The following is a 24,523-nucleotide window of genomic DNA, read 5'->3' on the forward strand; positions in this document are numbered from 1 at the left end:
GCCATGCCCTTTTTTATTTGCTCTGTCGTAACAATATACTTTTTTCAAAGTTCAATAAGGTTTTTTACCTTGTTTTTTATGAATCAAACCTGAATTTTTGTTTTCAAGCCAATTACCAGTTACTTTTCGAAACTATACAATAATATTAATTGATATATAAAACCTCCATCATTAAAGCCCATGTATATAGATTTTAATTTATGAGATATTATATCACTCCTTAATAGCCCCTATCATAACCCCTTTAATAAAATGCTTCTGTATGAACGGATAAACACATACTATGGGAATAGTGGCAAACATAACACTTGCAGCCTTCAAACTGTCCGGCAGCATACCTGGAGACATATTGCCCTCAGCAAAAGCAGACTCCAGTGACTGGCTGTTTGCGATAATCTGATAGAGTTTAAGCTGTAACGGGTATTTATTTGGATCAGTAATATAAAACAAAGCATCCATAAAACTATTCCATTTTCCTACTGCATAAAACAAACTTAATGTAGCTATGATTGGAAGAGACAGCGGCAGCACTATCCTTACCAGAACTCCAAAGTCGGTACAACCATCAATTCTGGCTGCTTCCTCCAGGCCTTCAGGTAATGAATTGAAAAATGACTTCAAGAGAATCAAGTTAAAGGCACTGATTGCACCCGGAAGAATAAGGCTCCACATATTATCCAATAGCCCCAGACTTTTAACCAGGATATAGTCCGGTATTATACCTCCGCTAAAATACATGGTTATTACAATTATCAACAAGAAACCGCCTCTGCCTTTAAGCTGCTTTTTTGAGAGCGGGTATGCTGCTGCAATGGTCAAAGCCATACTTACCACTGTGTATATAACAGTTATTATTATTGTAAAAACCATAGACCACATCATTGACTTATCTGCAAATATAGCTCTATATGAGTCAATTGTAAATTCAACAGGCCACAAAAATACCTTTGAGGATATGATTGCTGAATTTGAACTAAGGGATACGGCTGCTACATTTATTACAGGCAATAGACAAAGTAGTGCTGCAATTGCTGTAATAACTATCATAACCACATCAAAACCCTTGTCAAAGTTTTTTTGCTTTTTATTATTACTTATTTTATCTTTACTTAATATACTATTTGATAATTTAGCTTCCATAGCTTATGCACCTTTCTTTACCAGATTCCCTGTTCGCCGGATTTTTTAGCAATAAAGTTGGTTAGTATTATCAGTATCATACCAACTACAGACTGGAACAATCCTACTGCTGTAGCAATACTATACCTGAAAGACTGAATACCTACCCTGTATACAAACGTACTGATAACGTCCGAAAAGTCATTAACTTGTGGATTACCGATAATAAAAGGACGATCAAAACCGATCATTGCGATTTTACCTACATTCAATATCAATAACACAATGATTGTCGGTTTAAGTGCAGGTAATGTAATATGCCATATCCTTCGGAGCCTCCCTGCTCCATCCACCTCTGCCGCCTCATAAAGCTCAGGGCTTATACCCGATATTGCTGCAAGATAAATAATCATGCCCCATCCTGCACTCTGCCAAACACCAACCCCTGCATATGTGAAAAGCCAGTTCCATTTTTCTGTGAGAAACGCTATTTCCCCTAATCCTAAAGATTTCATTAAGGAAGGTATTATACCTGTACTTGGCGAAAATACTTGAAGAACTATACCTCCTATTATTACCCATGATAGGAAGTGAGGTAGATACAAAAGTGTTTGTGAAGTTCTTTTAAACCAGTTTATCTTGAGTTCATTAATTATAATAGCCAAAATAATTGGAGCCGGAAAACTCATAATCAAGTCAAATAAATTGATCATCAAGGTATTTCTGACAGCTCTATAAAAGTCACTCATTCTAAATATCTCTTTAAAATTGTCCAATCCAACCCATGGGCTTTTTAAAACTCCTTGAAAAGGGTTGTATTCTTTAAATGCAATTATAGTTTGGTACATGGGTATATACTTAAATATAATAAAATACGCCATTGGAAGGAGTAACATCAAATACAGAATCCAATCTTTTTTCAAATAGAATAGTATATTCTTTTTTTTAGGCATGTCAGTAGGAGCAGGAATGCTAGTTTTTGCAGCTATATCACTCATTATTATTACTATCCCCCTTTTTATATTTTCTCTCTCTCTTTACTTTATCAGGAAATGAGTTACATTTTCATTATACTGCCCTCCAAAGTTTATTCAAGAATGACAATTTTACGATATATCACTTTTACTTATCCATTGATTCCAGCCACTTTAAAGGTTTTTGGAACTTCTTTTCATAATGGAAACAAACAGACCCCAGTGTTTTACTATATTTCCCAGTAATAATCGTTTGCATCTTCATGAACTTAGATAAATTAATACAATTGAAATTAATATTGATTGCTGTATAATAATTAAAAGTGATATATTTTACAAAAGTGTAACTTGTTATATAATTATTTCTGCTATAGGAAAACAACATATTAGTAAAGGATTCTATTCATGCTGATTTAGGGGTGTACTGTGAAGAATTATACTTTGATAGTTAAGCTTTTTATAGCACTTTCACTTTTTATTATTATTCCGGTAATAATAGTTGCCACCATATCCAATTATACTATTATGGATTATTCAGAAGATGAAATCACAAAATGGGGTATAGATAAACTAAAAGTTGCAAACAGCATTACCGGCTTGTTAACTGATCTTGTAAATAAGGATGCTGTACGTATTTCCATGGATAGTAACCTTACAAATTTTTATGACTATACCAAGTTTCAAGCAAATTCAAAAAACAAAGAAGACTTATTCATTATGTATAGGATACAAAGCATGCTTTCCGGTATTGTCAACATAAATGACCGATATCACTCGGTGTATTTGTATTTGGATAATTCAAACTATGTAATTACAAGTGAAAAAGTATGCCTTAAGGAAAACTTTGATGACACAGAATGGATTAAATCTTATATGTACAGCAAATACTTAAAGGAACCCATAGCATGGCTAAATCCCAGGCTGACAAGTCAAAGGCGTTCAAGCAATACAGTTGATGGTTTGGATGAGAGCAAAAGTTCCAACTCGTCAAACTATGTTTTGTCATATATTTATCCGCTTACTTCCTACACAACGGAATTAAGCGGAGCTATTGTTGTAAATATATATGAAAATCAATTAAGCAAATTAATTAACAGCGACAATCTAAATAATGAGGGATATATAGGCATCATTAATTCAAAAGGTGATGTGGTATCAGATGTGGATAAAACATCGGTTGGCTCAAACATATCCTCCAAGGATTACGTAGCAAGTATACTTACCAACAAACAACAGGTTGGTGACCTGACTACCAGGATTAATGGCAAAAAACATTTGATAACATATACAAAAGCAGACATTAATGATTGGATATTTGTGGGCACATTTTCCCTTGATAATCTTACAAATAGCTTTACTTCCATTAGGATGCTTATAATTTATATATGTGTGGCTCTTCTGGTAATTGGAATTCTTTTGTCCTATTTTATATCACGAAGGTTATACAACCCTGTTAAAAAGCTGGTTAATGACATAAAAAGCAGAAAAGGTATAGATATAATAGGAACTGAAAATGAAGTCACCCTCTTGTCTAAAGCCTTTGATTCTTTGATTAAGCAAGAGGACCATCTTTTTAATACAATTGAGAAAAATACAAGGCACCTTAGGGAGAATTATCTATTAGGGCTTTTAAAAGGCAGGTCTTCAGAGAGTGATGAGCATCAGGATATGTTTTACAACCAGTATTTCATATGTGCAATTATATCTATTGACTGTTTTAATGAATTTGCAGCAAACTTTTCAAGCGATCAGCAGTACTATTTAAAGACAGCTATATTAAGTATATCTCAAGATGTAATCTCGGAATCCATTCCATGTTCGGGACTGGTTATGGAAAAAGATAAAATAGTACTTGTCATTAATCCTGACAAGTCTGATTACTGGAATATTATTGCTGTTTTGAAACAGTGTTTTGGAACGATACAAAAAGAAATTTCCAAGGTAATTGACAGTTCTGTTACTTTCAGCATTGGAAATATTTATAGCAGTCTGACAGATGTAAAAACCTCATATTTTGATGCACAGAATATCTTAAAGCTCAGGTTTATGAAGGGCCATGGAAGCATAATATCCAACGAAGATATATATGATGGAAACAGTAAATACTATTATCCGTTTACATTTGAAAAACAAATTATAAACTTTGTTGATGCAGGCTCTAAAGAAGCCCTTATAAATTCATTGAACGATTTCTTCAATGATATCAAAGAAAACAAAAAGCTCACTTATGACAATGTTATCTTAATTATCAATCAATTGCTTGGAAGCACCATCAAGTACCTCCTTGATTTGAATATAAGTGTAAGTGATATTTTTGGAAACGACTTCAATATATACAGCCAATTGACTGAAATAGAAACATTGGATGATGTAAGCCTGTGGCTGGCAAAAATATACCTTCGCATTATTGAATACTGCGAGAAGCCCAAAGCTGACTCCAGGACACATATTAACAATATCTTGAACTATATACATAAAAACTACAAAAAGGATATTGATATAAACATGCTGGCTGATCATGTAGGCTTAAGCTATTCACATGTTCGTAAGATATTTAATGATGAAACGGGAGAAAACATAGTAAACTATATAAACAATTTAAGAATAGAAGAGGCACAGAGACTTTTAAGGCAAACTGACCTTAATATAAACGAAATCGCACTTAGCCTGGGATATAATAACAATCAGAGCTTTAACCGATTCTTTAAGAAGTATGTTGGTATAACACCCGGTGAGTACAGAAATATAAAGGCGAAGGCAATATAAGATAAGTGGCTTTTGATAAATTCCACATCAAAAGCCACTTATCTTAATATAATTTTATTTAAACTCAATCGGACTACCGATTACCTCAAACCTGACCCTTTGAACCTTAGTACCTGTCAGCTTCTGGCTTCTTTCATCAGGCTGGCTTCCTCCGGCAAACAATTCAAATACGCCTGGCTCTAGAATACTTCTTCCTTCATCATCAACCATGGCCATTTGTTCAGGGCTTACCTCAAACTCTGTTGTTACCACCTGCCCCGGTTTCAGTTGATAGAGTTTCTTCACGCCCACCAGCTTCCATCTAGGAACAGTACTGCTAGCCTCAAGATCCTTAAGATAAAGTTCCACAACCTCATCCGATTCATAGTCTCCTATATTCTTTACAGATACACTGCATTTTATTTTGTCACCTATATTAATTTTATCCTTTGAAATCTTAATATCACTATATAAAAACCTTGTATAACTAAGACCGTATCCAAAAGGATAGAGTGCTTCATTCTCCATGTACTTATATGTCCTGTTTTGCATGGAATAATCCTCGAAATCGGGAAGCTCTTCAGTAGTCCTATAGAAAGTAACAGGGAGCCTTCCTGCCGGGCTGAACTCTCCAAAAATCATCGATGCAATTGCCCTGCCTCCCTGTGCTCCGGGATACCAGGCCTGTATTATGGCAGGTATATTCTCATCTGCCCATGTCACGGAAAGTGCACTTCCTGAAAGAAGCACCAAAATAACAGGCTTTCCTGACTTATATACAGCCTCAAGAAGCTCCTGCTGTAGTCCGGGAAAGTTTAGGTGCAATTTGTCTCCTCCTGCATACTCGTTTGAAACATCCCCTTCTTCCCCCTCAAGAGTTGCATCAAGCCCCATACACATAACAACCAGATCAGACATTTCAGCAGCCGCCATAGCCTCTGCAAATCTCTCCCTGGGCTCTGCAAGCCCGGTTTTTACCTTGTACAGATGGCAGCCTGACGAGTAGTTTATTCTAGTGTCCTTTGAAACAGCTTCACGTATTCCATCCAAAACAGTAATGTATTGGGATGCCGTACCAAAATAATTGCCAATTAAAGCATCTCTGCTGTCGGCATTTGGGCCTATAACCGCTATTGATTTTATCTTGTTCTTATCTAAAGGCAGCATGTTGTTTTCATTCTTTAGGAGCACAAGAGATTTTCTAGTGACTTCAAGTGCAAATTCTCTGTGCCTAGTACAATCATTCATTTCATAGGGAATTTTTGTATACGGAACTTCGTTCGGGTCATCAAACATACCAAGCTTCATTCTTGTAACCATAAGCCTCACGACAGATTCATCTATGGTTTCTTCTGTCACAAGGCCTTCCTTATGTGCCAATAACAAATTTACATACATGTTTCCGCAGTTGAGGTCACATCCATTATTAACAGCCAGTGCAACCGACTCCGGTGCGGTCTTTGTTACCATATGGTTTTCATGAAAATCCTTGATAGCCCAGCAGTCAGATACCACATGCCCTTTAAATCCCCATCTTTCCCTCAGTATTTCTTTAAGAAGCGTCGGGCTGCCGCAGCAAGGCTCTCCATTGGTACGGTTATACGCTCCCATAACAGCCTCTACATTTGCTTCCTTGACACAATCCTTGAATGCAGGAAGATATGTCTCTCTAATATCTTTTTTTGATGCAACGGCATTAAACTCATGTCTTTTGCTTTCAGGACCGCTGTGGACTGCAAAGTGCTTTGCACAGGCTGCGGATTTGAGATATTTGTCATCATTTCCCTGAAGACCTTTTATAAAAGCTACACCCAGCCTTCCTGTCAAATATGGATCTTCCCCATATGTTTCATGCCCCCTGCCCCACCTTGGATCCCTGAATATGTTTACATTTGGTGACCAGAAGGTCAATCCCTTGTAAATATCATGATCTCCTTTTCTTTGAAACTCATGAAATTTTGCCCTGCCCTCAGTTGATATAACATCCGCTGCTTTATAAAGGAGGTCTTCGTCAAATGTTGCAGCCATTCCTATAGCCTGTGGAAACATTGTGGCAGTACCTGCCCTTGCTACTCCATGAAGTGCTTCATTCCACCAATTGTAGGAAGGTATTCCCAGCCTTGGTATAGCTGGAGACTGATGCAGCATCTGGGTTACCTTTTCCTCAAGTGTCATTCTGGAAACTAAATCCTTAGCCCTCTCTTCAAAGCTTAGTTTTGTATTTTTATAATCCGGTACATCTTGCATAAAAAATCCTCCCCTTGTAAGGCGTTATTAATAGATTTGTCTATTCAATTCATCTTCAATTCCTGATTTTCTGTAAAAATACGAGTTGACCACATCCCTCCATTCCTTTGCATGTTCTATCTGTCCTTCCAGTCTCTCAAGCACATGGGAATAAAAATCACAATCAACTTTGTCTTTTAAGCTATGCCACTGCTCTTTCAGATGAATTGCCTGCTCCACCCCTTCAAAATGGGTATTATATATATACTGAATGATGGTTTCACCGGATTTCAACTTATATGTGTAGGGAACATGATGAAAAAACAACAAAAGCTCCTCGGGACAGGTATCTATGTTTTCATATGTTTCCGCGTTTTCTTTATAGTACTGATTTGTATAGCCTGTTCCGTTTTTCACTGTCCTGTCAATCCCTATCCCCTTGCAGTCCGCACGATGGTATGTGCCCCATTTTGAATATTCATAGCCGTCCACATTAGGTCCGAAATGGTGGCTGGGATTTACCATCCATCCGATTCCAAGAGGCGATGTATAATTCTCATATATCCTCCATGAGCTTAATAGCATGCTTGATATGGTATCAACAACAATCTTGTCGTTGGAATAAGTCATCCTTATCCATTCTTCAGTTATCTCCTCTTTTGAAAGGTCAGGGTTCCAACATAGCCTTCCAAATCCGTAAAGGTTTGACTGGGCCATTTGAAAACCTGTCCAGCTCATCTCATTCCCCACATTCCCAACGGCTGCAATTCCTCCATGCTTATTGTTGAAGGCCTTTCCGTTGACGATGTTCTTGACATTTGATCCTTCCCCTTTTGCAAATGTATCAAAGTCTAGTATTTCCTTCCACATCGGCACCAAATAGCACAGGTGCCTTTGCTGGCCTGTATATTCCTGAGTAATCTGAAGCTCAAGAATGGTATTGGTTTTTTTAAGTCCTCCGAATAGAGGCGATACAGGCTCCCTAACTTGAAAATCCATGGGGCCGTTTTTAATCTGCAATATCACATTATCATGAAACATTCCGTCAAGAGGCATAAAATGATCATATGCAGCCCTTGCTCGATCTGTTTTTCTATCCCGCCAATCCTGCTGGCAGTTATAAACAAAACACCTCCATATAACTATACCTCCATGGGGTTTAAGAGCTTCTGCCAACATGTTGGAGCCATCCGCATGGTTGCGGTTGTATGTGAAAGGCCCTGGCCTGAACTCCGAGTCCGCCTTGACTAAAAATCCCCCAAAATCAGGTATATAGCTGTATATTTCCTCCGCCTTCCTTGCCCACCATCTTTTTACCCCCGCGTCAAGGGAATCAGCGGTTTGAAGGCCACCAATCTCCATGGGGGCTGCAAAATTAACGCTTAAAAATGTTTTAATTCCGTATTCCCTGAATATGTTTGCAACCTTTGCAACATAAGGCAGATAATCTTCTGTTATGAGTCCTGTTTCAACTTTATGCACATTAACGTTATTAATTGCAATACCGTTAATGCAGATTGATGCCAGAAGTCTTGCATAGTCCCTTATTCTTTTCAAATTACCTGTAAATCTATTATTCGAGTAAAAAATTGAATTTCCTGCATAACCTCTTTCAACGCTTCCGTCCATATTGTCCCAATGATTTATAATTCTTAAAGGGTTGGCGGGATTTTCTATCATGTTTATCCCATCAAGTGCCTTATTAGTCTGAATAAGCCTAAGCAGCGAAAAAGCTCCGTAAAGCACTCCCTTATCAGTTTTTGCTGTAACTATAATATATTCTTTTTCCCCATTTTTTACTGACTTTATTAGGTATCCATCTTCATTAATTCGGTTTTGCTCAATTTCACCCACAGCATTGTCAATATCACTCTGTCTTCCTAAAGTTCCGATACAGATAAACTTCCCCTTATGGCTTGCAGCGGATATACAAGGCTCTGTTCCCAGCATTTTCTTAATTCCTGTACGAAACTCCGCTAATACTGATTGGATGATAGGCGAATCCTCAACTGCAATTATATCTGTACACCAGTTTAAATATTTTTTTCTTAATTCAGGGTCATTAATCTCCTTATAGCTTAGCCAGCAGCTATACCCCTTATTCATTTTAAATTCTTTTTCCATATCTGATCCTATCATGCTATATCCCCCCATAACAACCAATAAATTTATCACTATGCCCATAATTAGTCATTCATGCCTTAATATAATTTTAATATGATTGGTCAGTATGAAGAATAGAATAATTAAAGTTTACTTGTAAAAATTAAAGATTCACTTGAGATATTTTTTATTATGATATATCATGTATATAATCTTTTATTTCTCTATAACCCGTTTAAATACGGCATTGATTTTACTTTGTTAAAAAATATAATGGAATATTTGCACTATTTCAATATAGAGGTGCATGTAAAAAATAAATAGTTTTATATAATTTTATTTAGTCTTTAGTCATTTTCATTCATGCCTTATTGAAGGGAAGTTTACATAATGAATTTTACAGAAATTGATAACCTGATACCTGATATCAAGTATTTTATCAACAGAAAATCCACTCCGTCATGGAGCGTTGAGAATAGCACAATTGATTTTGACGACCTTACTTTTGTATACTCAGGGTGTGCTGTGTATATGGTCAACGGTATCGAATACTCACTAAAACCTGGAGATTTTATCTATATCACAAAAGGAAGCCAAAGGCAGGCTCATACTTATCAAGATAATCCTGTTAAATGCTATGCAATTAATTTCGGCTGGCTCCTGCCCCTCCATGATATAGTGCCTTTACCGCTTCCAACCATATTCAGAACCGGTGTCTTTAAAGATCTCCTGGATTTATATAAGGACCTGGATTCTGTCTGGATTGAAAAAAGCCCCGGCTATATGCTAAAAGTAAGGGCAATCTTTATGTTAATCCTTCACAAGCTTTTATGTATTGCTCATTATAATAAATCTTCCCTTATTACCGATATGCGGGTGCAAAAAGTCAAGGAATACATCATTGCAAACTACAATAAAAATATATCTTTAGAAGATTTATCATGCATTACAGGCCTAAATCCCGTATACCTGGGTGCTTTGTTCAAAAAGAACAACAATTGCTCGATAAAAGAGTATATCAACAAGGTGCGGATAAATGTTTCTGAAAATCTTCTTTGCACAGGAGGATATACAGTAAGCGAGGCAGCACAGTTAAGCGGGTTTAGCGATATTTTTTATTTCAGCAAGGTATTTAAAAAGCATAAGGGAGTTCCACCGTCAGATGCTTTGAAAGGATCAAAATCGCTTGCGATTTTGCAACCTTGATTGTTGTCGTGAGAAATTGTGGTGTAGCATACACCATAATTTCCTAGACATAAACAAAAGCCTATTAATCAAAGCTTTTTATCAATAAAATTCCAGAAGTTGACTCCAAACAGGTTTTCCACATCCCTTTGTACCTGCTCTTGCGTTACTCTATAGCCCACTGCCATCAAGTCGCTGTACTTACTTTTAAGTACAGCGGCTATAACACCTTTGGAATGCTCCCACTTGCTGATAAGCTGTTCAAACACACGGCAATCGGAATGCTGAGGTATAAATGACGTACCCAGCCATTCAAATCTCATTTTTGTTATATGATCTATCAATGAAGGAGAATTGAGATACCACCAACACCCGAAAATCATTAGATTTCGGAATTTTCTTGCTGTTATCACAAGTTCATGCTGGTTTTCAAGAGACAGCAAGGTAACTAAAAACTTATTGTATTTATAATTGGAGCACAGATATTCCAGCTCCTTTATATCAACCTTGCCAAGCGAATCTCCTGCCAGTTCCAGCTCCGGATTAACATCACGCTTTACCCCTATCATCAATGCAAAGGGAATGTTTTTCTGTCTGCATACCGGCAATACACAGCTGTCTATAATTTTAGCCCTTATTGAGCTGTCCGACATGCTAAAATCCGGCGGCAGAGATACGGCACAGTATAAAGCCTCCATCCGCTCTATGCACTCTAAGAGAAACCTTTTTATTTCATCAATGGTTTGCCTTGACAGATCTTTCTGCACATTAAATCCAAGCCCCTTAAGTTCTAAGACCGAGTTCTCCCAGCCGTTTAACACCCTGTCGACACGAAGGGCAGCCTTAAACCTGTCATCCTTGATGTAACCATTTTCCCACACTGCACTTTCAGTTTTATCAAGGGGGTCATTTGTCATTACCACGCACTTGAGATTGGCTATGTCAAAAACTCTGTTTATATGATCCTTTAGCGTCCTGGAACTGAAATATTCACGATAATAGTTTAAATCCCTGTTGTTTACGTCAATTCCAAGCTTACTGAATATGGTGATTATTGATCTGGCAGGCTCACTCACAGGAGAATTATTAATAAACAGAGCATCCCACACGCACTGAGCCTGATCACTTTTACTCAGGCTGTAGAAGCTTTTGCAGTCCATATCAATTTGCCGCATTGTTTCTGCAACGAGATAATGATATGTCAATAGTTCATCTATTCCATAAAGAAACAAGCTTTTAAAGCACTCTGAAAATAGGTGTGTGTGAATATCCGTTATTCGTACATTATCGACTGCTTTATCCACTATTTGTGTCAACTCGTATAAATTATTCATAGCTTAAAATATTCTCCCTAAGTTTTATCTCTGCACTCTTCCTGAGCCATCACCGCCCATAAGGGTTTTTACCTCATTAACGGTAACATGGTTGAAGTCGCCCTCTATGGAATGCTTAAGGCACGAAGCTGCTACCGCAAATTCGATGGTATCCTGCATATTGTATTGATTAAGGATTGCATATATCAGGCCTCCACCAAAAGCATCTCCACCTCCGACCCTGTCTACAATATGAACTGGATAGCTTTTTGAGAAATAAAACTCATTTCCGTCATAAAGCATTGCGGCCCAATTGTTGTCAGATGCGGATATGCTTCCCCTTAGGGTAATAGCTACTTTTTTAAACTTAAATCTGTCTATTAGCTTTTTTGCAACATCCTTATAACCTCCGTGGCTCAGCTTGCCTCCTGATATGTCGGAGTCGTCGGCTTTTATTCCAAAGACTTTTTCGGCATCTTCCTCATTGGCAATGCAAACATCCACACATTCCATCAATTCACCCATTATCTGCCCTGCTTTTTGTGTTGACCATAGGCTTTTCCTGTAGTTTAGATCACAGCTTATTGTCAATCCTTTTTCTTTTGCCGCCTTACAAGCCTCTTTTGCCAATATGGTTGTATCTACTCCTAAAGCAGGCGTTATTCCTGTAAAATGGAACCATTTGGCTTTATCAAATATTTTATCCCAGTCAAACTCCTCAGCTTTAGCAGAAGAAATGGAAGAATGTGCTCTGTCGTATACAACCTTGGAAGGCCTCTGTGATGCACCTTTCTCAAGAAAGTATATACCTAGCCTTTCTCCTCCTTTTGCTATAAATTCTGTATTTACCCCATATCTTCTAAGTTCATTTATGGCTGACTGACCGATAGGGTTGTCAGGCACTTTTGTTACAAATGCTGTATCTATTCCATAATTGGCCAGAGATACGGAGACATTGGCTTCTCCTCCTCCATACGCAGCATCGAAAGATGTAGCCTGGTTAAACCTTAAATACCCAGGGGGTGAAAGCCTCAACATTATTTCTCCAAGACATATAACCTTTGACATTACGGCACCTCCCAAATTTTACATTCTAATTTGCACCATTATCATTAATATACTTATTTTAGATATGCTTTACTTCTTATTCCTGGCCTCATTAATCTTTTCAATAAACTGCTTTGCCAGCTGAGTTATTGAGTTGTAGTCACCATTTTTAGCTCCTGCAGTCAGATTCCCTCCAACGCCTACAGCTACTGCTCCGGCTTTTATCCATTCACCCACATTTTCCAGTGTTACTCCTCCTGTAGGCATCATGACAGCATAAGGCATAGGCCCTTTAACTGCTTTAATAAAAGTCGGCCCCAATACTTCTCCCGGGAATACCTTGATTATATCTGCACCTGCCTCAAGACACTCCACAGCCTCTTTCACAGTCATAGCACCAGGCATGCATGCCACTTGGTACCTGTTGCATATCTTTACAACATTGGCACTCAAATATGGACTTACTATGTACTGTGCTCCTGCAATAATTGCAGTTCTTGCCGTCTCCGAATCCATAACCGTTCCGGCTCCTATTATTATTTGACCCGATGTGTATTTGCTGCTTAGTTCCTTAATAATTTCCGTAGCCCCCGGTACTGTATATGTAATTTCTATTGAGGCAACTCCCCCCTCAATACATGCATCGGCAATTTTAAAAGCCATATCGGCATTGTCGGCTCTTACAACAGCCACAAGTCCTCCCTCTTTGATATTTGAAAGAATTTTCTGTTTATTATACATAATCCCACTCCCCCGATTTAATATAATACAGATATAATATACTACAATACTTTTGCCGATTTCTTGTTATAAATTGCTTGTAAATATGCAAAAATTGCTATAATATAAATTCATAACTTTTGTAGCAAGTATTAAAAGAGGTGACGTTATGAAGCTTCCACGCCAGCATTTCACTTTAAGGCAGCACATGAAAACCAATGATTTTGAGCTTTTTCACTACAATGACAGCATACCTGTTGAAGTGGATTTTCATAACCACGATTTCTATGAAATATACTTGTTTCTTTCAGGAAGTGTTACATATGTAATCGAGGGAAAATCATACAGATTAAGACCTAAGGATATTTTAATAATAAACAACAAGGAGCTTCACAAGGCATTTATCAATGAAGGGGTTCCCTATGAGCGAATTGTAATATGGATTAATCCCCAGTATATAAAAAGTCTATGCAGCGAAAAAACAAATCTGTTTGAAGCTTTTGATTCCTCATCGGTAAACAAACACAACCTTTTAAGGTTAACCCCCGATGCCTCGGAATTCATATATAGCATTGTCGAAAAGCTGGGCCTTGCATGCAGCAGCATAGCTTTTGGAAACGATATATTAAAAACGTCTTACCTGATGGAGCTTCTGATTTATTTAAACCGTGCATTCCAGTTACCTATCGGCAAGGAAACCCAATTGGATATTACCTGCAATGATAAAATTAATAACATTATTCAATACATAAATAATAACCTAAATGGTGATGTCTCACTTGAAACATTATCATCCCGGTTCTTTTTAAGCAAATATCATCTTCTCAGGGAATTCAAAAAGAATACAGGGTATACCGTTCACAGGTATATACAGCAAAAACGGCTTATTATAGCCAGAGAGCTCCTAAAGGACAATAAGCTTGTGACTGACGTTTGCAGTCAATGCGGCTTTGGAGATTATTCAAATTTTATCAGGGCCTTTAGAAAAGAATTCGGAATATCTCCCAAAAAATACAGCAAAAAACTGCATTACTAGCTTTATAATTTTGCTTCACTTACAAACAGCAATATTTGCAATATTTTCGGCAATAAAAGCAATAAAAATGGCACTTTCGTCCTATATAATAATATTGAAAAATTGCTTGCAATTTTTATTGGGAGGAAAGGGGATCTTTACATGAAACTAAGCAGAAATACAGTTAAAGAATATTCAATTTGGAAAGATGCAAATATTGGTGTACCAAATTACGATATTGAAGAAATGGTTTCTAAAACCAAGAAAAATCCTACCTGGATACATTTTGGAGCCGGAAATATATTTAAAGGTTTTATTGCACCTCTTCAGGACACATTATTAGGTTTAAAAAAATCAGAAACTGGAGTAATTGTTGCAGAAACCTATGACATTGAAATTATAGATAAAATATATGCCCCATATGACAACTTAAGCCTTCTGGTGCTCATGAATCCTGACGGAAGTCTTAAGAGCAGCGTTGTAGGAAGTATCGCAGAAAGCCTTATAGGTGATTCTTCAATGCAAAGTCACTGGGAAAGGCTAAAAAGAATATTTGAAGAGCCTTCTCTGCAGATGGTCAGCTTTACAATAACCGAGAAGGGCTACGCCCTTACCGGAGCCTCCGGTGATTATTTAAATGATGTAAAACATGACTTTGAAAGCGGTCCGGAGCAGCCAAAGCATATCATGTCAAAAATTGCATCCCTTGCGTATTGCAGATACTTAAAAGGAGAATCGCCCGTTGCATTTGTCAGCATGGATAACTGCTCCAAAAACGGAGAAGTACTTCAAAATTCTATTAACACCATTGTTCGGAATTGGATAAAAACAGGCTTTGTAGACAATAAATTCCTGGACTATTTAAATAATCCGAAAAAGGTGTCCTTCCCATGGAGCATGATTGATAAAATCACCCCCAGACCCTCAGATAAGATAAAAGAAAGATTAGGTGAGATTGGATTTGAAAGCACCGAGGTAATTTGTACAGACAAGAATACGTTCATATCCCCCTTTGTTAATGCTGAAATATCACAGTATCTGGTGATTGAAGATCATTTTCCAAATGGCCGCATGCCACTTGAGGCAGCGGGTGTACTATTTACAGACAGGCAAACAGTGAATATGGTTGAAAAAATGAAGGTTGGAGCCTGTCTAAACCCTCTTCACACTGCCCTTGCAGTATTCGGATGCCTTTTAGGTTACCGGTCAATTGCAGATGAAATGAAGGACCGGTATTTGAGAAAACTTGTGGAAAAAATCGGCTATGATGAGGGCCTTCCTGTTGTAGAACACCCCGGAATCCTTGATCCGCAAGCCTTTATTAAAGAAGTTATTGAAGCTCGATTTCCAAATAAATACATACCTGATACACCTCAGAGAATAGCCACTGACACATCCCAAAAAATTCCTGTAAGATTTGGCGAAACGATCAAAACCTATTTTGCTAATGACAAATTGGATATCAACAGCTTAAAATACATTCCTCTTGCTATTGCAGGATGGTGCAGATACCTCTTAGGAGTAGATGACAATGGAGATTTTATGGAGCTAAGCCCTGATCCAATGCTAGCTGAGCTAAAAAGCTATGTTTCCGAAATCAAATTTGGCAATGAAGCATCTGTAGATGATCGGCTTAAGCCCATATTGTCCAACGATAAGCTATTTGGTATAGATCTATATTCTACCGAATTGGGCACAAAGGTTGAAGGGTATTTCAAGGAAATGATATGCGGCAAACACGCTGTTAAAACGGTTTTAGAAAAATATATTTAGTCATGCATTAATTAAAATTGATTAGGAGGGGCAAAATCTAATGAAAATGACATTCAGGTGGTTTGGTGAGAGCCATGACAGCATCAAGCTTGAGCACGTAAGACAGATACCTGGAATTACAGGTGTAGTTGGAGCACTTTTTGATATTCCTGTAGGTGATGTATGGCCTATGGAAAATATACTTCAGCTGAAAAAAACTGTTGAAGACGCAGGTTTGGAACTGGAAGTAATAGAAAGCGTCAACATCCATGAAGATATAAAACTTGGGCTTCCAACCAGAGACATATTCATCGATAATTACAAGCATACTATAAGAAACCTGGGTAAAGCAGGCGTTAAGGTTATCTGCTACAATTTCATGCCGGTATTCGACTGGTTAAGATCGGAGCTGGCCTTTAAGCTTCCTGATGGCTCGGAGGTGCTTTATTATGATAATAACATTATTAAGGATGTAGATCCCATAAAGCTGGTTGAAGATATGGAAACGAATTCAAACGGCTTTTCGCTTCCCGGATGGGAACCATACAGGCTTAAGGAATTAAAGGAAACATTCGACAAGTATAAGCATGTGGATGAAGACAAACTGTTTTCAAATCTTCAGTATTTCCTGGAAAATATAATCCCAGTATGTGAGGAGGTTGATGTTAAAATGGCCATTCACCCTGATGATCCACCTTGGCCTCTCTTCGGACTTCCCAGAATAGTTACTGGCAAGAAAAACCTTGAAAGGCTTGTAAAACTAGCAGATAGTCCCTATAACGGTTTAACCCTTTGCAGCGGATCTTTAGGTGCCAACCCCGAGAACAATATACCTGAGTTAATCAGGCACTTCGGCAGCATGGGAAGAATTTATTTCGGGCATGTAAGAAACATTAAGTTTATATCGGAAAGAACCTTCCATGAAACTTCCCACCTGTCATCCGACGGTTCTTTTGATATGTTTGAAATAATGAAGGCATACCATGACATAGGTTTTGAAGGATATATACGTCCCGATCATGGCAGGATGATTTGGGGCGAGAAGGCAAGACCCGGATACGGGCTTTATGACAGGGCTTTAGGAATTGCTTACTTAAATGGAATATGGGAATCATTAAATAAAATGCAGAAAATAAATTAATCCCACATATAATTATAAAAAAAGAAAAAGGATGTATGGAAATGAGTCAAAGAAGTCATGAAATTGATTTTGAAATCATTGGCAGTGAAATGCAGTTGGTTGAAATAGAACTGGATCCTCACGAAAGTGTAATAGCAGAAGCCGGTGCAATGATGTATATGGACAGCTATATTCAGATGGAAACCATCTTTGGTGACGGCTCTGATAAAAGTAATGCAGGCGGCCTGATGGGTAAATTCCTTACGGCAGGAAAGAGACTTCTTACAGGAGAGAGTCTTTTTATGACCATTTTCACAAACTGCGGCTCGGGAAAGCAAAGGGTTTCTTTTTCAGCTCCCTATCCTGGCAAAATCATACCCATGGATTTAAAGCAATTTAATGGAGAGCTTATATGCCAAAAGGATTCATTCCTTTGTGCAGCAAAAGGAGTATCTGTGGGAATTGCATTTAACAAAAAAATCGGTGTAGGGCTGTTCGGCGGTGAAGGTTTTATTATGCAGAAGCTTGAGGGCGACGGGCTGGCCTTTGTTCATGCCGGTGGAACCATCATAAAAAAAGAGCTTCGTCTGGGTGAAACCATTCGTTTGGATACAGGCTGCCTTGTTGCTCTTACAAGGACCGTAAATTATGACATACAGATGGCAAAAGGTATTAAATCTGCTATATTTGGAGGAGAAGGTCTATTCCTTGCCACCCTCACCGGTCCTGGAACAGTTTGGCTCCAGTCACTCCCATTCAGCAAGCTGGCCGGCAGAATTATGTCAAATGCAGGATCAAAGTCAAGGGATGAAGGATCTATATTGGGCGGAATTTCAAACATATTCGAAAACCGCTAAATATTGCATAAAGTAAAGATAGCCCATAATGAATCTTCATTCAAAATGGGTTATCTTTATTTTGCAACATTAGTCGTTGTCAAAAATCCTAGTGTATCCTTCAAGCTCATGCAGCGAACTGAATTCCTCATCCTTTTCAAGATACTCCAATAACTCCGGGCTTAAAGTTACGGCAGTTTCCAGGTCTTTTACAGCTCCACCTTCGCAGCCCTCATACATAAGAAATAAAGCCCTGTTATAATATAAAAATGAGCAGTTGATATTATTCCTTATTCCATCACTTATTACTTCAACCGCCCTTTTATAATCATTTCTGTCCTTGTAGATTATCGAAAGGTTCAAATAAGCATAAGGGCTATCTCGTTTCATACCTATGGATGCTTCATATTCCTCTATTGCTTTCTCTATGTATCCCAGCTTAAACCATATTACTCCCATATTAAAATGGGCTTTATAATGATAAGGATCTATTTCCATACTTTCTTTAAAATGCTTTAAAGCTTCCATGTCATTAGCCATTTCCTCATAGATAACCCCCAAATTGTTATGGGCCCAAAAATCATCAGGCACAATTTCGATGACCTTTTTATAGGCTTCAATGGCCTCTTCCCTGAAGCCTGTTTCATCCAAGGCGTTAGCTAGAAAAAACCACGCTCTGCTGTACATTGGGTTAATCTCAATTGCTCTTTTATAGTTTTTTATAGCTTGCTGGTACTCCCCCTTATTATCATGTAAAGTAGCAAGCCCATAATAAGCCCTTGCCTCTTTATTATTTATCTCCAGGACCTTTTTATAAAGCTCTTCAGACCTCATATCATTTCCAATAGAGTCGCTTAATACTGCCATATCAAGTAAAAGCTCGGTATTTCTCTTATTTAGCCTTAACTTTATCCCATAAAATGCCAATTTAATTTTTATCGATAGATTCCCAAGCTTACCCACAATTGTTTCAAATATACTCATATATCTCTAATATACCTCAAAATTCATTTATAGTTCATATAGGCTTTTTCATTCATATAGAAAAATATTATATCACAATTTCCAATGCATTATAGGATAATTAGTGTTGACAGCGGGAAAAATAAACTGAATCACATCACATAATTATAGGAGGATTTATGGGAAAACTTTTTGGAATATTCGATAACAAAAATAATAAGGAAGAAACTGGAGATGTTTTTCTAAATACTCCCGATGCTAACCTAAAAGCTGAAGGTGTTATTTTAAATGGACCTGAAGTTAATTCGGATGCAGAAGATGTTGATTTAAAGGATGAGCATTTCGATTCACATAATGAAGAACATGATTCAAAAATTGTTGACGACAAAAAGCTTATCCTTCGTCAGGAAGAACTTGATATATCTAAAAACAGAGTACAGATCGGGCAAGTTGAGCTGAGCAAGGAAATTGTAGAAGAGCATAGGGAGGTTGACGTTCCTGTTCTTCATGAAGAGGTTGTTATTGAGCGAAGGGCTATCGACAGGCATCCAAGTGATTCCCCAATAGGTGAAGAAGAAACTATAAGAATCCCGGTAACTGAAGAACGAGTTGAAGTAGGAAAACACACAGTAGTTACAGGAGAAGTTTTAGCCTATAAGCGTGAAGTAGAAGAACACAAAAAGGTAGTTGAAACATTAAAAAAGGAAGAAGCTCGAGTTCACAAAGATGGTGAACCAAATATAGTCGGTAACGAATCAGATTATAACCTCCATTAAGAATCGGACTTGAAGCCTATAAGTTCACCTCTCAAGTTTAACAAGTTTGAGAGGTGTTCTTATCAATATCAGGAGAATTTGTGGGAGGATGGCTATGGAAAGCGATAATTACAAGATTTTGCTTCGTGAAGAAGAGCTGAGCATCTCCAAAAAATGGGTTAAAACTGGGGATGTTATAGTCCGAAAAGATGTTCTTCATGATGAAATTTCCTTAACGGTTCCTGTCTTACGCGAGGAACTGATAATTGAGAAAAAAATTCGTGGTGATGATATTGAAGACACTAGCGAAAAAACAGAAACCATACGCATTCCCATATGTGAAGAACGGGTTGAGGTTGTCAAGCACCCTGTGCTGTTGGCAGATGTGACAATTTACAAGCAGATGCAGCAAAATATACAACATATTGATGTAAGCTTGAAAAAAGAAAATGTATCGTGGCAGATTGAAGGAAGCGAATACATTGCAGTTAAAGAGATTGAAAAAACATAGATTTGAGATAAGAAAACAAAAATGTTTTGCAATAATTATGGAAACTCTAAATAATTATTGCAAAACATTTAATTTAAAAAACCCTACAGCCCATATTCGGCCATTCCAACAAACCTTAGAATGAATAAAAATCCCAGTATATAAACCAGAGGATGAACCTGCCTTACCTTACCTGCCGCTATTTTTACCAAGGGATAAACAATGAGTCCAGCAGCAATCCCATTGGCAATACTAAAGGTAAACGGCATCATTACTACTGTCAGGAATGCAGGCAGTGCCTCAGAAAAGTCATCAAAATCAATCTGCTTCAAAGCTCCCATCATGAGAACTCCTACAATTATCAGTGCAGGTGCAGTTGCTTCGGATGTAACCAGTCCCGCAACTGGTGTGAAAAATAGTGCCAGTACGAAAAATATTGAGACAACAACAGACGTTAACCCTGTTCTTCCCCCCTCCACAACACCTGATGAACTTTCTACATAAGTAACTACCGTTGAGGTTCCAAGTGCCGCTCCGGCAGTTGTTGCAATGGAATCACTCAATAATGCCTTGTTTATTCTGGGCAGCTTCCCGTTTTTATCGAGCATTCCAGCTTTATTACCTGTACCCACTAAAGTTCCTATAGTATCAAAAAGATCTACAAGTGTAAAGGATAGTATAATAGCTAAAATACTTGTTATTGCTGCCAATGCACCACCATTCCCGTCTAATCTCAGTAATCCTGGAAAATCCATTTTCCAGAGTGTAGGAGAAAGGCTGGGTGGAGCAGATACGACTGTAAATCCTTCAGGTATGGGCACTATCTTTAGAATAATTCCCAACACGGTTGTAATCAATATGCCAATAATCATAGCACCTTTTACCTTCCTGGTCATTAACACTCCTGTAACAACCAGCCCGAATAACGCAAGCAGGGTTGAAGGCCTGGTAAGGTTCCCGAAAGCAATAATTGTATCTGGGTTTGAGCCTACGATTCCGGCGTTTTTAAAGCCGATAAGTGCTATAAAAAGCCCTATCCCTCCGCTAACCGCATGCTTTAATGTAAGGGGTATTGCATCCACTATCATTTCCCTTAGTTTGGTAAGGGTTATAATGATAAAAACTACTCCTGAAATAAAAACTGCCGCCAATGCCTGCTGCCAAGTATACCCCATTCCAATAACTACAGTAAACGTAAAAAATGCATTAAGCCCCATTCCAGGTGCTTGAGCAAAAGGATAGTTTGCAATAAGACCCATCAGCATGGTTCCTAATGCGGCCGAAAGACAGGTAGCAACCAAAACAGCACCAACAACTGGGTCATTGAAGGCTGTAAACCCCTGTGCTTTGTCCCCTAGTGCACTTGCTGAGTTCATTCCCGCCATTTTAAGAATACTGGGATTTACGAAGATTATATATGCCATGGTAATAAATGTAGTAAATCCTGCAATGACTTCGGTTCTGACGCTTGTATTGTTTTCCTTAAGCTTAAAAAAATTATCCAGAAACTTCATCGTCATCCTCCTAATTAAATACTTTATAATCTTATATTTGCCAGATTCATATGTTTTTAACCTTGATACTTGTCCACAAGTGTTTCACTGATTATTTTACATATTTCCTGCTTATACTTATTTATAAAAAAGTGCCCCTCGGTAAACTCATAAAATTTGCATGAGCCGTAAGTCAGTGACTCCCAATTTTTTAGATCTCCGAAGGAAACCAATTTATCTTCTGTTCCATTCAAAATCGTTATATCACATCCTAGCCTAAAATTATTATTTTGAAACTTATACCTCTCCACCATACTAAAATCAGCTCTTAAAATAGGAAGAAAGATAGCTTTTAAAGCATCATTCTCGAATACTTCTTTATTTGTACCACCATACTTAATTATTGATTTAATAAATTGATCATCATTTAAGGTATAAATGTATTTGGGTTCTGCTAATGAATCAAGAGCACTTCTGCCTGAGAAAAAAATATGCTCAGGCTTTTTCAGGTTTGCTTGGTTTATTTTTTTAGCTATTTCAAATGCAAGGATTGCCCCCATGCTGTGGCCGAAAATAGCATATTTCCCCTCACCAATTTCCTTGGACATAACCTTAAAAATATCTTCTGCGGCCTCATCCACCCTTTTATATAGAGGTTCATTAATACGTTTACCTCTTCCCGCTAATTCCACAGGCTTAATATCTATTGATTGATCAAGGCATTTTCTCCAGCTTAAATATACCGATGCAGTGCCTCCTGCATAGGGAAGAAAAAAAAGCTTTATCCTTTTCACCCCATTTCCTCCATTCATATATGGTTAATCTTTTTTTGCCAAACAGTCATTCATTATATTAAATATGTCTTTACAGGTTTCTATTGTTGCAACAGCAGACAATGGAACAGTTACCTTATAGGTTTTCGTCAGATACATCCCAAGACTGAATAGTCCGAGAGAATCCATTCCCAAGTCACCATAAAGGTTTGTATCTTCTTCTATCTCACCTTTTTCAACACCTACATATTCTGAAACCTTTAATGCAAAATCATTCCAATCAACAGTTCTACTCATAATCAGCCTCCATATGTATTAGTTAATTCAATTAATGCCATTTCTTTAAGTTTTTCAGAATCAACCTTTCCCACTCCGGAGTTCTTTGGAATTTGGTCAATAAATGAAATCTGGTCAGGAACCATATAATTGGGTAATTCCTTTCTTACATGTTTCATTATATCTTTCAAATCCAAACGAAATCCGTTTTTAACAACAATAAACGCCCATATCATCTCACCATAAAGCTGGTGGGGAACCCCAACTACTGCAGAGTTTTCAACCCCCTCAATCTTATTTAAATAATCCTGAACGAATATAGGGGAAATAGATTTGCCTCCCCTTTTAATAAGATACTTCCTTCTTCCAAGCAGGGTTATCAGGCCCTCTCCCTCATTCCTAACGATGTCTCCTGTCTTAAACCATCCATCGCTAAAGCTACTTTCACTCTCATTTGGATTATTAAGATAACCTTTAACCACATTGCTTCCTCTCACATAAAGCTCTCCCTCACAGCCAAGTGGTACGAGATTACCGTCTTCACCCCTGACCTCTATAGAGTTTGAAGTACCCCGACATATTCTCATCATACTGGTAGGTTTGTCATACCCATCCTCAACAGTCTGTTTGCATACCATAAACACATTGGATGTTTCAATCAAACCATATCCATTAGCAAAATACCTGATATTTATAAACTTTTCCTTCATCCTTCTTACAAGTGAAGGGAATATAAAATCCATCCCACCTGCTATGGCTTTAACACTGGTCAAATCAAAACTATCTAGCATAGGAAGTGACAAAATCCCTTCAAAGTATGCAGGAGGAGCAGATAATCCTTGGGATTTCCACATTGACATCAGCTGCAAAAACCTTATTGGTGATATATCCTGAGAAAATATTATAGGTATATTGACAAATATCATGCCAATAACCGTTATTATGCCTGCCGTTGAGAGAGGAAACGCAATGGAGTTTCTATATCTTGTTATACAGTCGGAATCAATCGGTGTTATAAGATCAATGGCTGCATAGACCTCTGAAGCTACATTAGACTGGGACATGGCAACTAATTTAGGTACCCCTGTAGTACCGGAGCTTGATGCTATTATGAGAGGTAAATCAGGGCTTATGCCATTGGCAAGTGCTTTATCAAGGTCAATATTATCAATACTTGATTCAAAGGAATACTGGCAGACCGATCCCTTATCAATTGTCACAATCCTGTAGGGTGAAACTGCCTTCTCAGATGCCTCCTTAAAGCTGTCGTACTGCTTCGAAGAAACAACGGCGATTTGAACTCTGCTTTTTCTAAATATATCCGCCTTGGCGGCATCAGGAATCATATGAAAAAGAGGAACAGCACAAGCCCCAATTCTTGCTATAGCTGTAAAAAGACAGAATACTTCCGGACAGTTGGGCATGGAATAACCCACCGCTTCCCCAGACTTTACACCTAAGTTTATCAGATGCCTGACATATGAATCAACACCCTCAATATACATTTGAACGCTTATCTGACTTTCATTAAAGTACATTATTATATCATCCGGATTAGCATTACTTACAAAGCTTTGGTATATCTTATCAAGGGTGTTTAAGTTTTTATCAATCATTG

General features: G+C 37.8%; 20 protein-coding genes. 8 read left to right on the forward strand and 12 right to left on the reverse strand.

Annotated elements, in window-relative coordinates:
- Positions 1–213 precede the first annotated feature (213 nt).
- Together VIO64_RS19720 and VIO64_RS19725 are read right to left on the reverse strand one after the other, a co-directional pair.
- Positions 214–1,140, reverse strand: a complete 927-nt coding sequence (locus VIO64_RS19720) for a carbohydrate ABC transporter permease (RefSeq protein WP_331921458.1) — start codon at positions 1,138–1,140, stop codon at positions 214–216.
- A gap of 17 nt (positions 1,141–1,157) precedes the next feature.
- Positions 1,158–2,117, reverse strand: a complete 960-nt coding sequence (locus VIO64_RS19725; RefSeq protein WP_331921459.1) for an ABC transporter permease — start codon at positions 2,115–2,117, stop codon at positions 1,158–1,160.
- A 402-nt stretch (positions 2,118–2,519) separates the two neighbouring features.
- On the opposite strand from VIO64_RS19725, the gene VIO64_RS19730 reads away from it, so the two are divergent.
- Entirely contained in the window at positions 2,520–4,859 is a 2,340-nt protein-coding gene (locus tag VIO64_RS19730) for an AraC family transcriptional regulator (protein WP_331921460.1), read from the forward strand.
- A 54-nt stretch (positions 4,860–4,913) separates the two neighbouring features.
- Here VIO64_RS19730 and VIO64_RS19735 read toward each other — a convergent pair whose 3' ends face one another.
- On the reverse strand, positions 4,914–7,085 hold the full coding sequence (locus VIO64_RS19735) for a glycoside hydrolase family 3 C-terminal domain-containing protein (RefSeq protein ID WP_331921461.1): 2,172 nt from the start codon (positions 7,083–7,085) through the stop codon (positions 4,914–4,916).
- Positions 7,086–7,112: 27 nt separating this feature from the next.
- Complete coding sequence (locus VIO64_RS19740) at positions 7,113–9,203, reverse strand: alpha-glucuronidase family glycosyl hydrolase (protein ID WP_331921462.1); 2,091 nt, start codon at positions 9,201–9,203, stop codon at positions 7,113–7,115.
- 354 nt (positions 9,204–9,557) lie between these two features.
- Here VIO64_RS19740 and VIO64_RS19745 point away from each other — a divergent pair, with 354 nt between their 5' ends.
- Positions 9,558–10,373 carry a helix-turn-helix domain-containing protein gene (locus VIO64_RS19745; RefSeq protein WP_331921463.1) on the forward strand — a complete coding sequence of 272 codons (816 nt, stop codon included), beginning with the start codon at positions 9,558–9,560 and terminating at the stop codon, positions 10,371–10,373.
- Positions 10,374–10,441: 68 nt separating this feature from the next.
- On the opposite strand, the gene VIO64_RS19750 is transcribed toward VIO64_RS19745, so the two are convergent.
- The 3 genes from VIO64_RS19750 to VIO64_RS19760 all read right to left on the reverse strand — a co-directional run bounded on the left by VIO64_RS19750 (position 10,442) and on the right by VIO64_RS19760 (position 13,453).
- Positions 10,442–11,686 (reverse strand): glucuronate isomerase, encoded by a 1,245-nt coding sequence (locus tag VIO64_RS19750; RefSeq protein ID WP_331921464.1) that lies wholly within the window; start codon positions 11,684–11,686, stop codon positions 10,442–10,444.
- Between the two features lie 24 nt (positions 11,687–11,710).
- Positions 11,711–12,733 (reverse strand): sugar kinase, encoded by a 1,023-nt coding sequence (locus tag VIO64_RS19755; protein ID WP_331921465.1) that lies wholly within the window; start codon positions 12,731–12,733, stop codon positions 11,711–11,713.
- 69 nt (positions 12,734–12,802) lie between these two features.
- Complete coding sequence (locus VIO64_RS19760) at positions 12,803–13,453, reverse strand: bifunctional 2-keto-4-hydroxyglutarate aldolase/2-keto-3-deoxy-6-phosphogluconate aldolase (RefSeq protein ID WP_331921466.1); 651 nt, start codon at positions 13,451–13,453, stop codon at positions 12,803–12,805.
- Between the two features lie 148 nt (positions 13,454–13,601).
- Here VIO64_RS19760 and VIO64_RS19765 point away from each other — a divergent pair, with 148 nt between their 5' ends.
- The 4 genes from VIO64_RS19765 to VIO64_RS19780 all read left to right on the forward strand — a co-directional run bounded on the left by VIO64_RS19765 (position 13,602) and on the right by VIO64_RS19780 (position 18,176).
- Positions 13,602–14,468, forward strand: coding sequence for an AraC family transcriptional regulator (locus VIO64_RS19765; RefSeq protein WP_331921467.1), 867 nt, complete (start codon positions 13,602–13,604; stop codon positions 14,466–14,468).
- A gap of 141 nt (positions 14,469–14,609) precedes the next feature.
- Positions 14,610–16,220 (forward strand): mannitol dehydrogenase family protein, encoded by a 1,611-nt coding sequence (locus tag VIO64_RS19770; RefSeq protein ID WP_331921468.1) that lies wholly within the window; start codon positions 14,610–14,612, stop codon positions 16,218–16,220.
- Positions 16,221–16,260: 40 nt separating this feature from the next.
- On the forward strand, positions 16,261–17,340 hold the full coding sequence (gene uxuA, locus VIO64_RS19775) for a mannonate dehydratase (RefSeq protein ID WP_331921469.1): 1,080 nt from the start codon (positions 16,261–16,263) through the stop codon (positions 17,338–17,340).
- Positions 17,341–17,381: 41 nt separating this feature from the next.
- Entirely contained in the window at positions 17,382–18,176 is a 795-nt protein-coding gene (locus tag VIO64_RS19780; RefSeq protein WP_331921470.1) for a TIGR00266 family protein, read from the forward strand.
- Positions 18,177–18,245: 69 nt separating this feature from the next.
- On the opposite strand, the gene VIO64_RS19785 is transcribed toward VIO64_RS19780, so the two are convergent.
- Positions 18,246–19,139 (reverse strand): tetratricopeptide repeat protein, encoded by an 894-nt coding sequence (locus VIO64_RS19785; protein ID WP_331921471.1) that lies wholly within the window; start codon positions 19,137–19,139, stop codon positions 18,246–18,248.
- 353 nt (positions 19,140–19,492) lie between these two features.
- Here VIO64_RS19785 and VIO64_RS19790 point away from each other — a divergent pair, with 353 nt between their 5' ends.
- On the forward strand, positions 19,493–19,894 hold the full coding sequence (locus tag VIO64_RS19790; protein ID WP_331921491.1) for a YsnF/AvaK domain-containing protein: 402 nt from the start codon (positions 19,493–19,495) through the stop codon (positions 19,892–19,894).
- A 94-nt stretch (positions 19,895–19,988) separates the two neighbouring features.
- Positions 19,989–20,384 carry a YsnF/AvaK domain-containing protein gene (locus tag VIO64_RS19795; RefSeq protein ID WP_331921472.1) on the forward strand — a complete coding sequence of 132 codons (396 nt, stop codon included), beginning with the start codon at positions 19,989–19,991 and terminating at the stop codon, positions 20,382–20,384.
- Between the two features lie 83 nt (positions 20,385–20,467).
- Here the strand turns inward: VIO64_RS19795 and VIO64_RS19800 are convergent, their stop codons facing one another.
- The 4 genes from VIO64_RS19800 to VIO64_RS19815 are packed head-to-tail and all read right to left on the reverse strand — an operon-like array spanning position 20,468 to position 24,521.
- On the reverse strand, positions 20,468–21,877 hold the full coding sequence (locus tag VIO64_RS19800; protein ID WP_331921473.1) for an NCS2 family permease: 1,410 nt from the start codon (positions 21,875–21,877) through the stop codon (positions 20,468–20,470).
- Positions 21,878–21,933: 56 nt separating this feature from the next.
- On the reverse strand, positions 21,934–22,650 hold the full coding sequence (locus VIO64_RS19805) for a thioesterase II family protein (RefSeq protein WP_331921474.1): 717 nt from the start codon (positions 22,648–22,650) through the stop codon (positions 21,934–21,936).
- A 24-nt stretch (positions 22,651–22,674) separates the two neighbouring features.
- Positions 22,675–22,926, reverse strand: a complete 252-nt coding sequence (locus VIO64_RS19810; protein WP_331921475.1) for an acyl carrier protein — start codon at positions 22,924–22,926, stop codon at positions 22,675–22,677.
- A gap of 2 nt (positions 22,927–22,928) precedes the next feature.
- Positions 22,929–24,521: a class I adenylate-forming enzyme family protein gene (locus VIO64_RS19815; protein ID WP_331921476.1), complete on the reverse strand. Its 1,593-nt coding sequence runs from the start codon at positions 24,519–24,521 to the stop codon at positions 22,929–22,931.
- Positions 24,522–24,523: the final 2 nt, after the last annotated feature.

It is taken from the genome of Pseudobacteroides sp., from assembly GCF_036567765.1.
In the GTDB taxonomy this organism is placed as follows: domain Bacteria; phylum Bacillota; class Clostridia; order Acetivibrionales; family DSM-2933; genus Pseudobacteroides.

Excerpts from the sequence above, each read along its gene's own strand:
- VIO64_RS19720 (WP_331921458.1), bottom strand. The coding sequence starts at position 1,140 with ATGGAAGCTAAATTATCAAATAGTATATTAAGTAAAGATAAAATAAGT.
- VIO64_RS19725 (WP_331921459.1), bottom strand. The coding sequence starts at position 2,117 with ATGAGTGATATAGCTGCAAAAACTAGCATTCCTGCTCCTACTGACATG.
- VIO64_RS19735 (WP_331921461.1), bottom strand. The coding sequence starts at position 7,085 with ATGCAAGATGTACCGGATTATAAAAATACAAAACTAAGCTTTGAAGAG.
- VIO64_RS19740 (WP_331921462.1), bottom strand. The coding sequence starts at position 9,203 with ATGATAGGATCAGATATGGAAAAAGAATTTAAAATGAATAAGGGGTAT.
- VIO64_RS19745 (WP_331921463.1), top strand. The coding sequence starts at position 9,558 with ATGAATTTTACAGAAATTGATAACCTGATACCTGATATCAAGTATTTT.
- VIO64_RS19750 (WP_331921464.1), bottom strand. The coding sequence starts at position 11,686 with ATGAATAATTTATACGAGTTGACACAAATAGTGGATAAAGCAGTCGAT.
- VIO64_RS19755 (WP_331921465.1), bottom strand. The coding sequence starts at position 12,733 with ATGTCAAAGGTTATATGTCTTGGAGAAATAATGTTGAGGCTTTCACCC.
- VIO64_RS19760 (WP_331921466.1), bottom strand. The coding sequence starts at position 13,453 with ATGTATAATAAACAGAAAATTCTTTCAAATATCAAAGAGGGAGGACTT.
- VIO64_RS19765 (WP_331921467.1), top strand. The coding sequence starts at position 13,602 with ATGAAGCTTCCACGCCAGCATTTCACTTTAAGGCAGCACATGAAAACC.
- VIO64_RS19770 (WP_331921468.1), top strand. The coding sequence starts at position 14,610 with ATGAAACTAAGCAGAAATACAGTTAAAGAATATTCAATTTGGAAAGAT.
- uxuA (WP_331921469.1), top strand. The coding sequence starts at position 16,261 with ATGAAAATGACATTCAGGTGGTTTGGTGAGAGCCATGACAGCATCAAG.
- VIO64_RS19780 (WP_331921470.1), top strand. The coding sequence starts at position 17,382 with ATGAGTCAAAGAAGTCATGAAATTGATTTTGAAATCATTGGCAGTGAA.
- VIO64_RS19785 (WP_331921471.1), bottom strand. The coding sequence starts at position 19,139 with ATGAGTATATTTGAAACAATTGTGGGTAAGCTTGGGAATCTATCGATA.
- VIO64_RS19795 (WP_331921472.1), top strand. The coding sequence starts at position 19,989 with ATGGAAAGCGATAATTACAAGATTTTGCTTCGTGAAGAAGAGCTGAGC.
- VIO64_RS19800 (WP_331921473.1), bottom strand. The coding sequence starts at position 21,877 with ATGAAGTTTCTGGATAATTTTTTTAAGCTTAAGGAAAACAATACAAGC.
- VIO64_RS19810 (WP_331921475.1), bottom strand. The coding sequence starts at position 22,926 with ATGAGTAGAACTGTTGATTGGAATGATTTTGCATTAAAGGTTTCAGAA.
- VIO64_RS19815 (WP_331921476.1), bottom strand. The coding sequence starts at position 24,521 with ATGATTGATAAAAACTTAAACACCCTTGATAAGATATACCAAAGCTTT.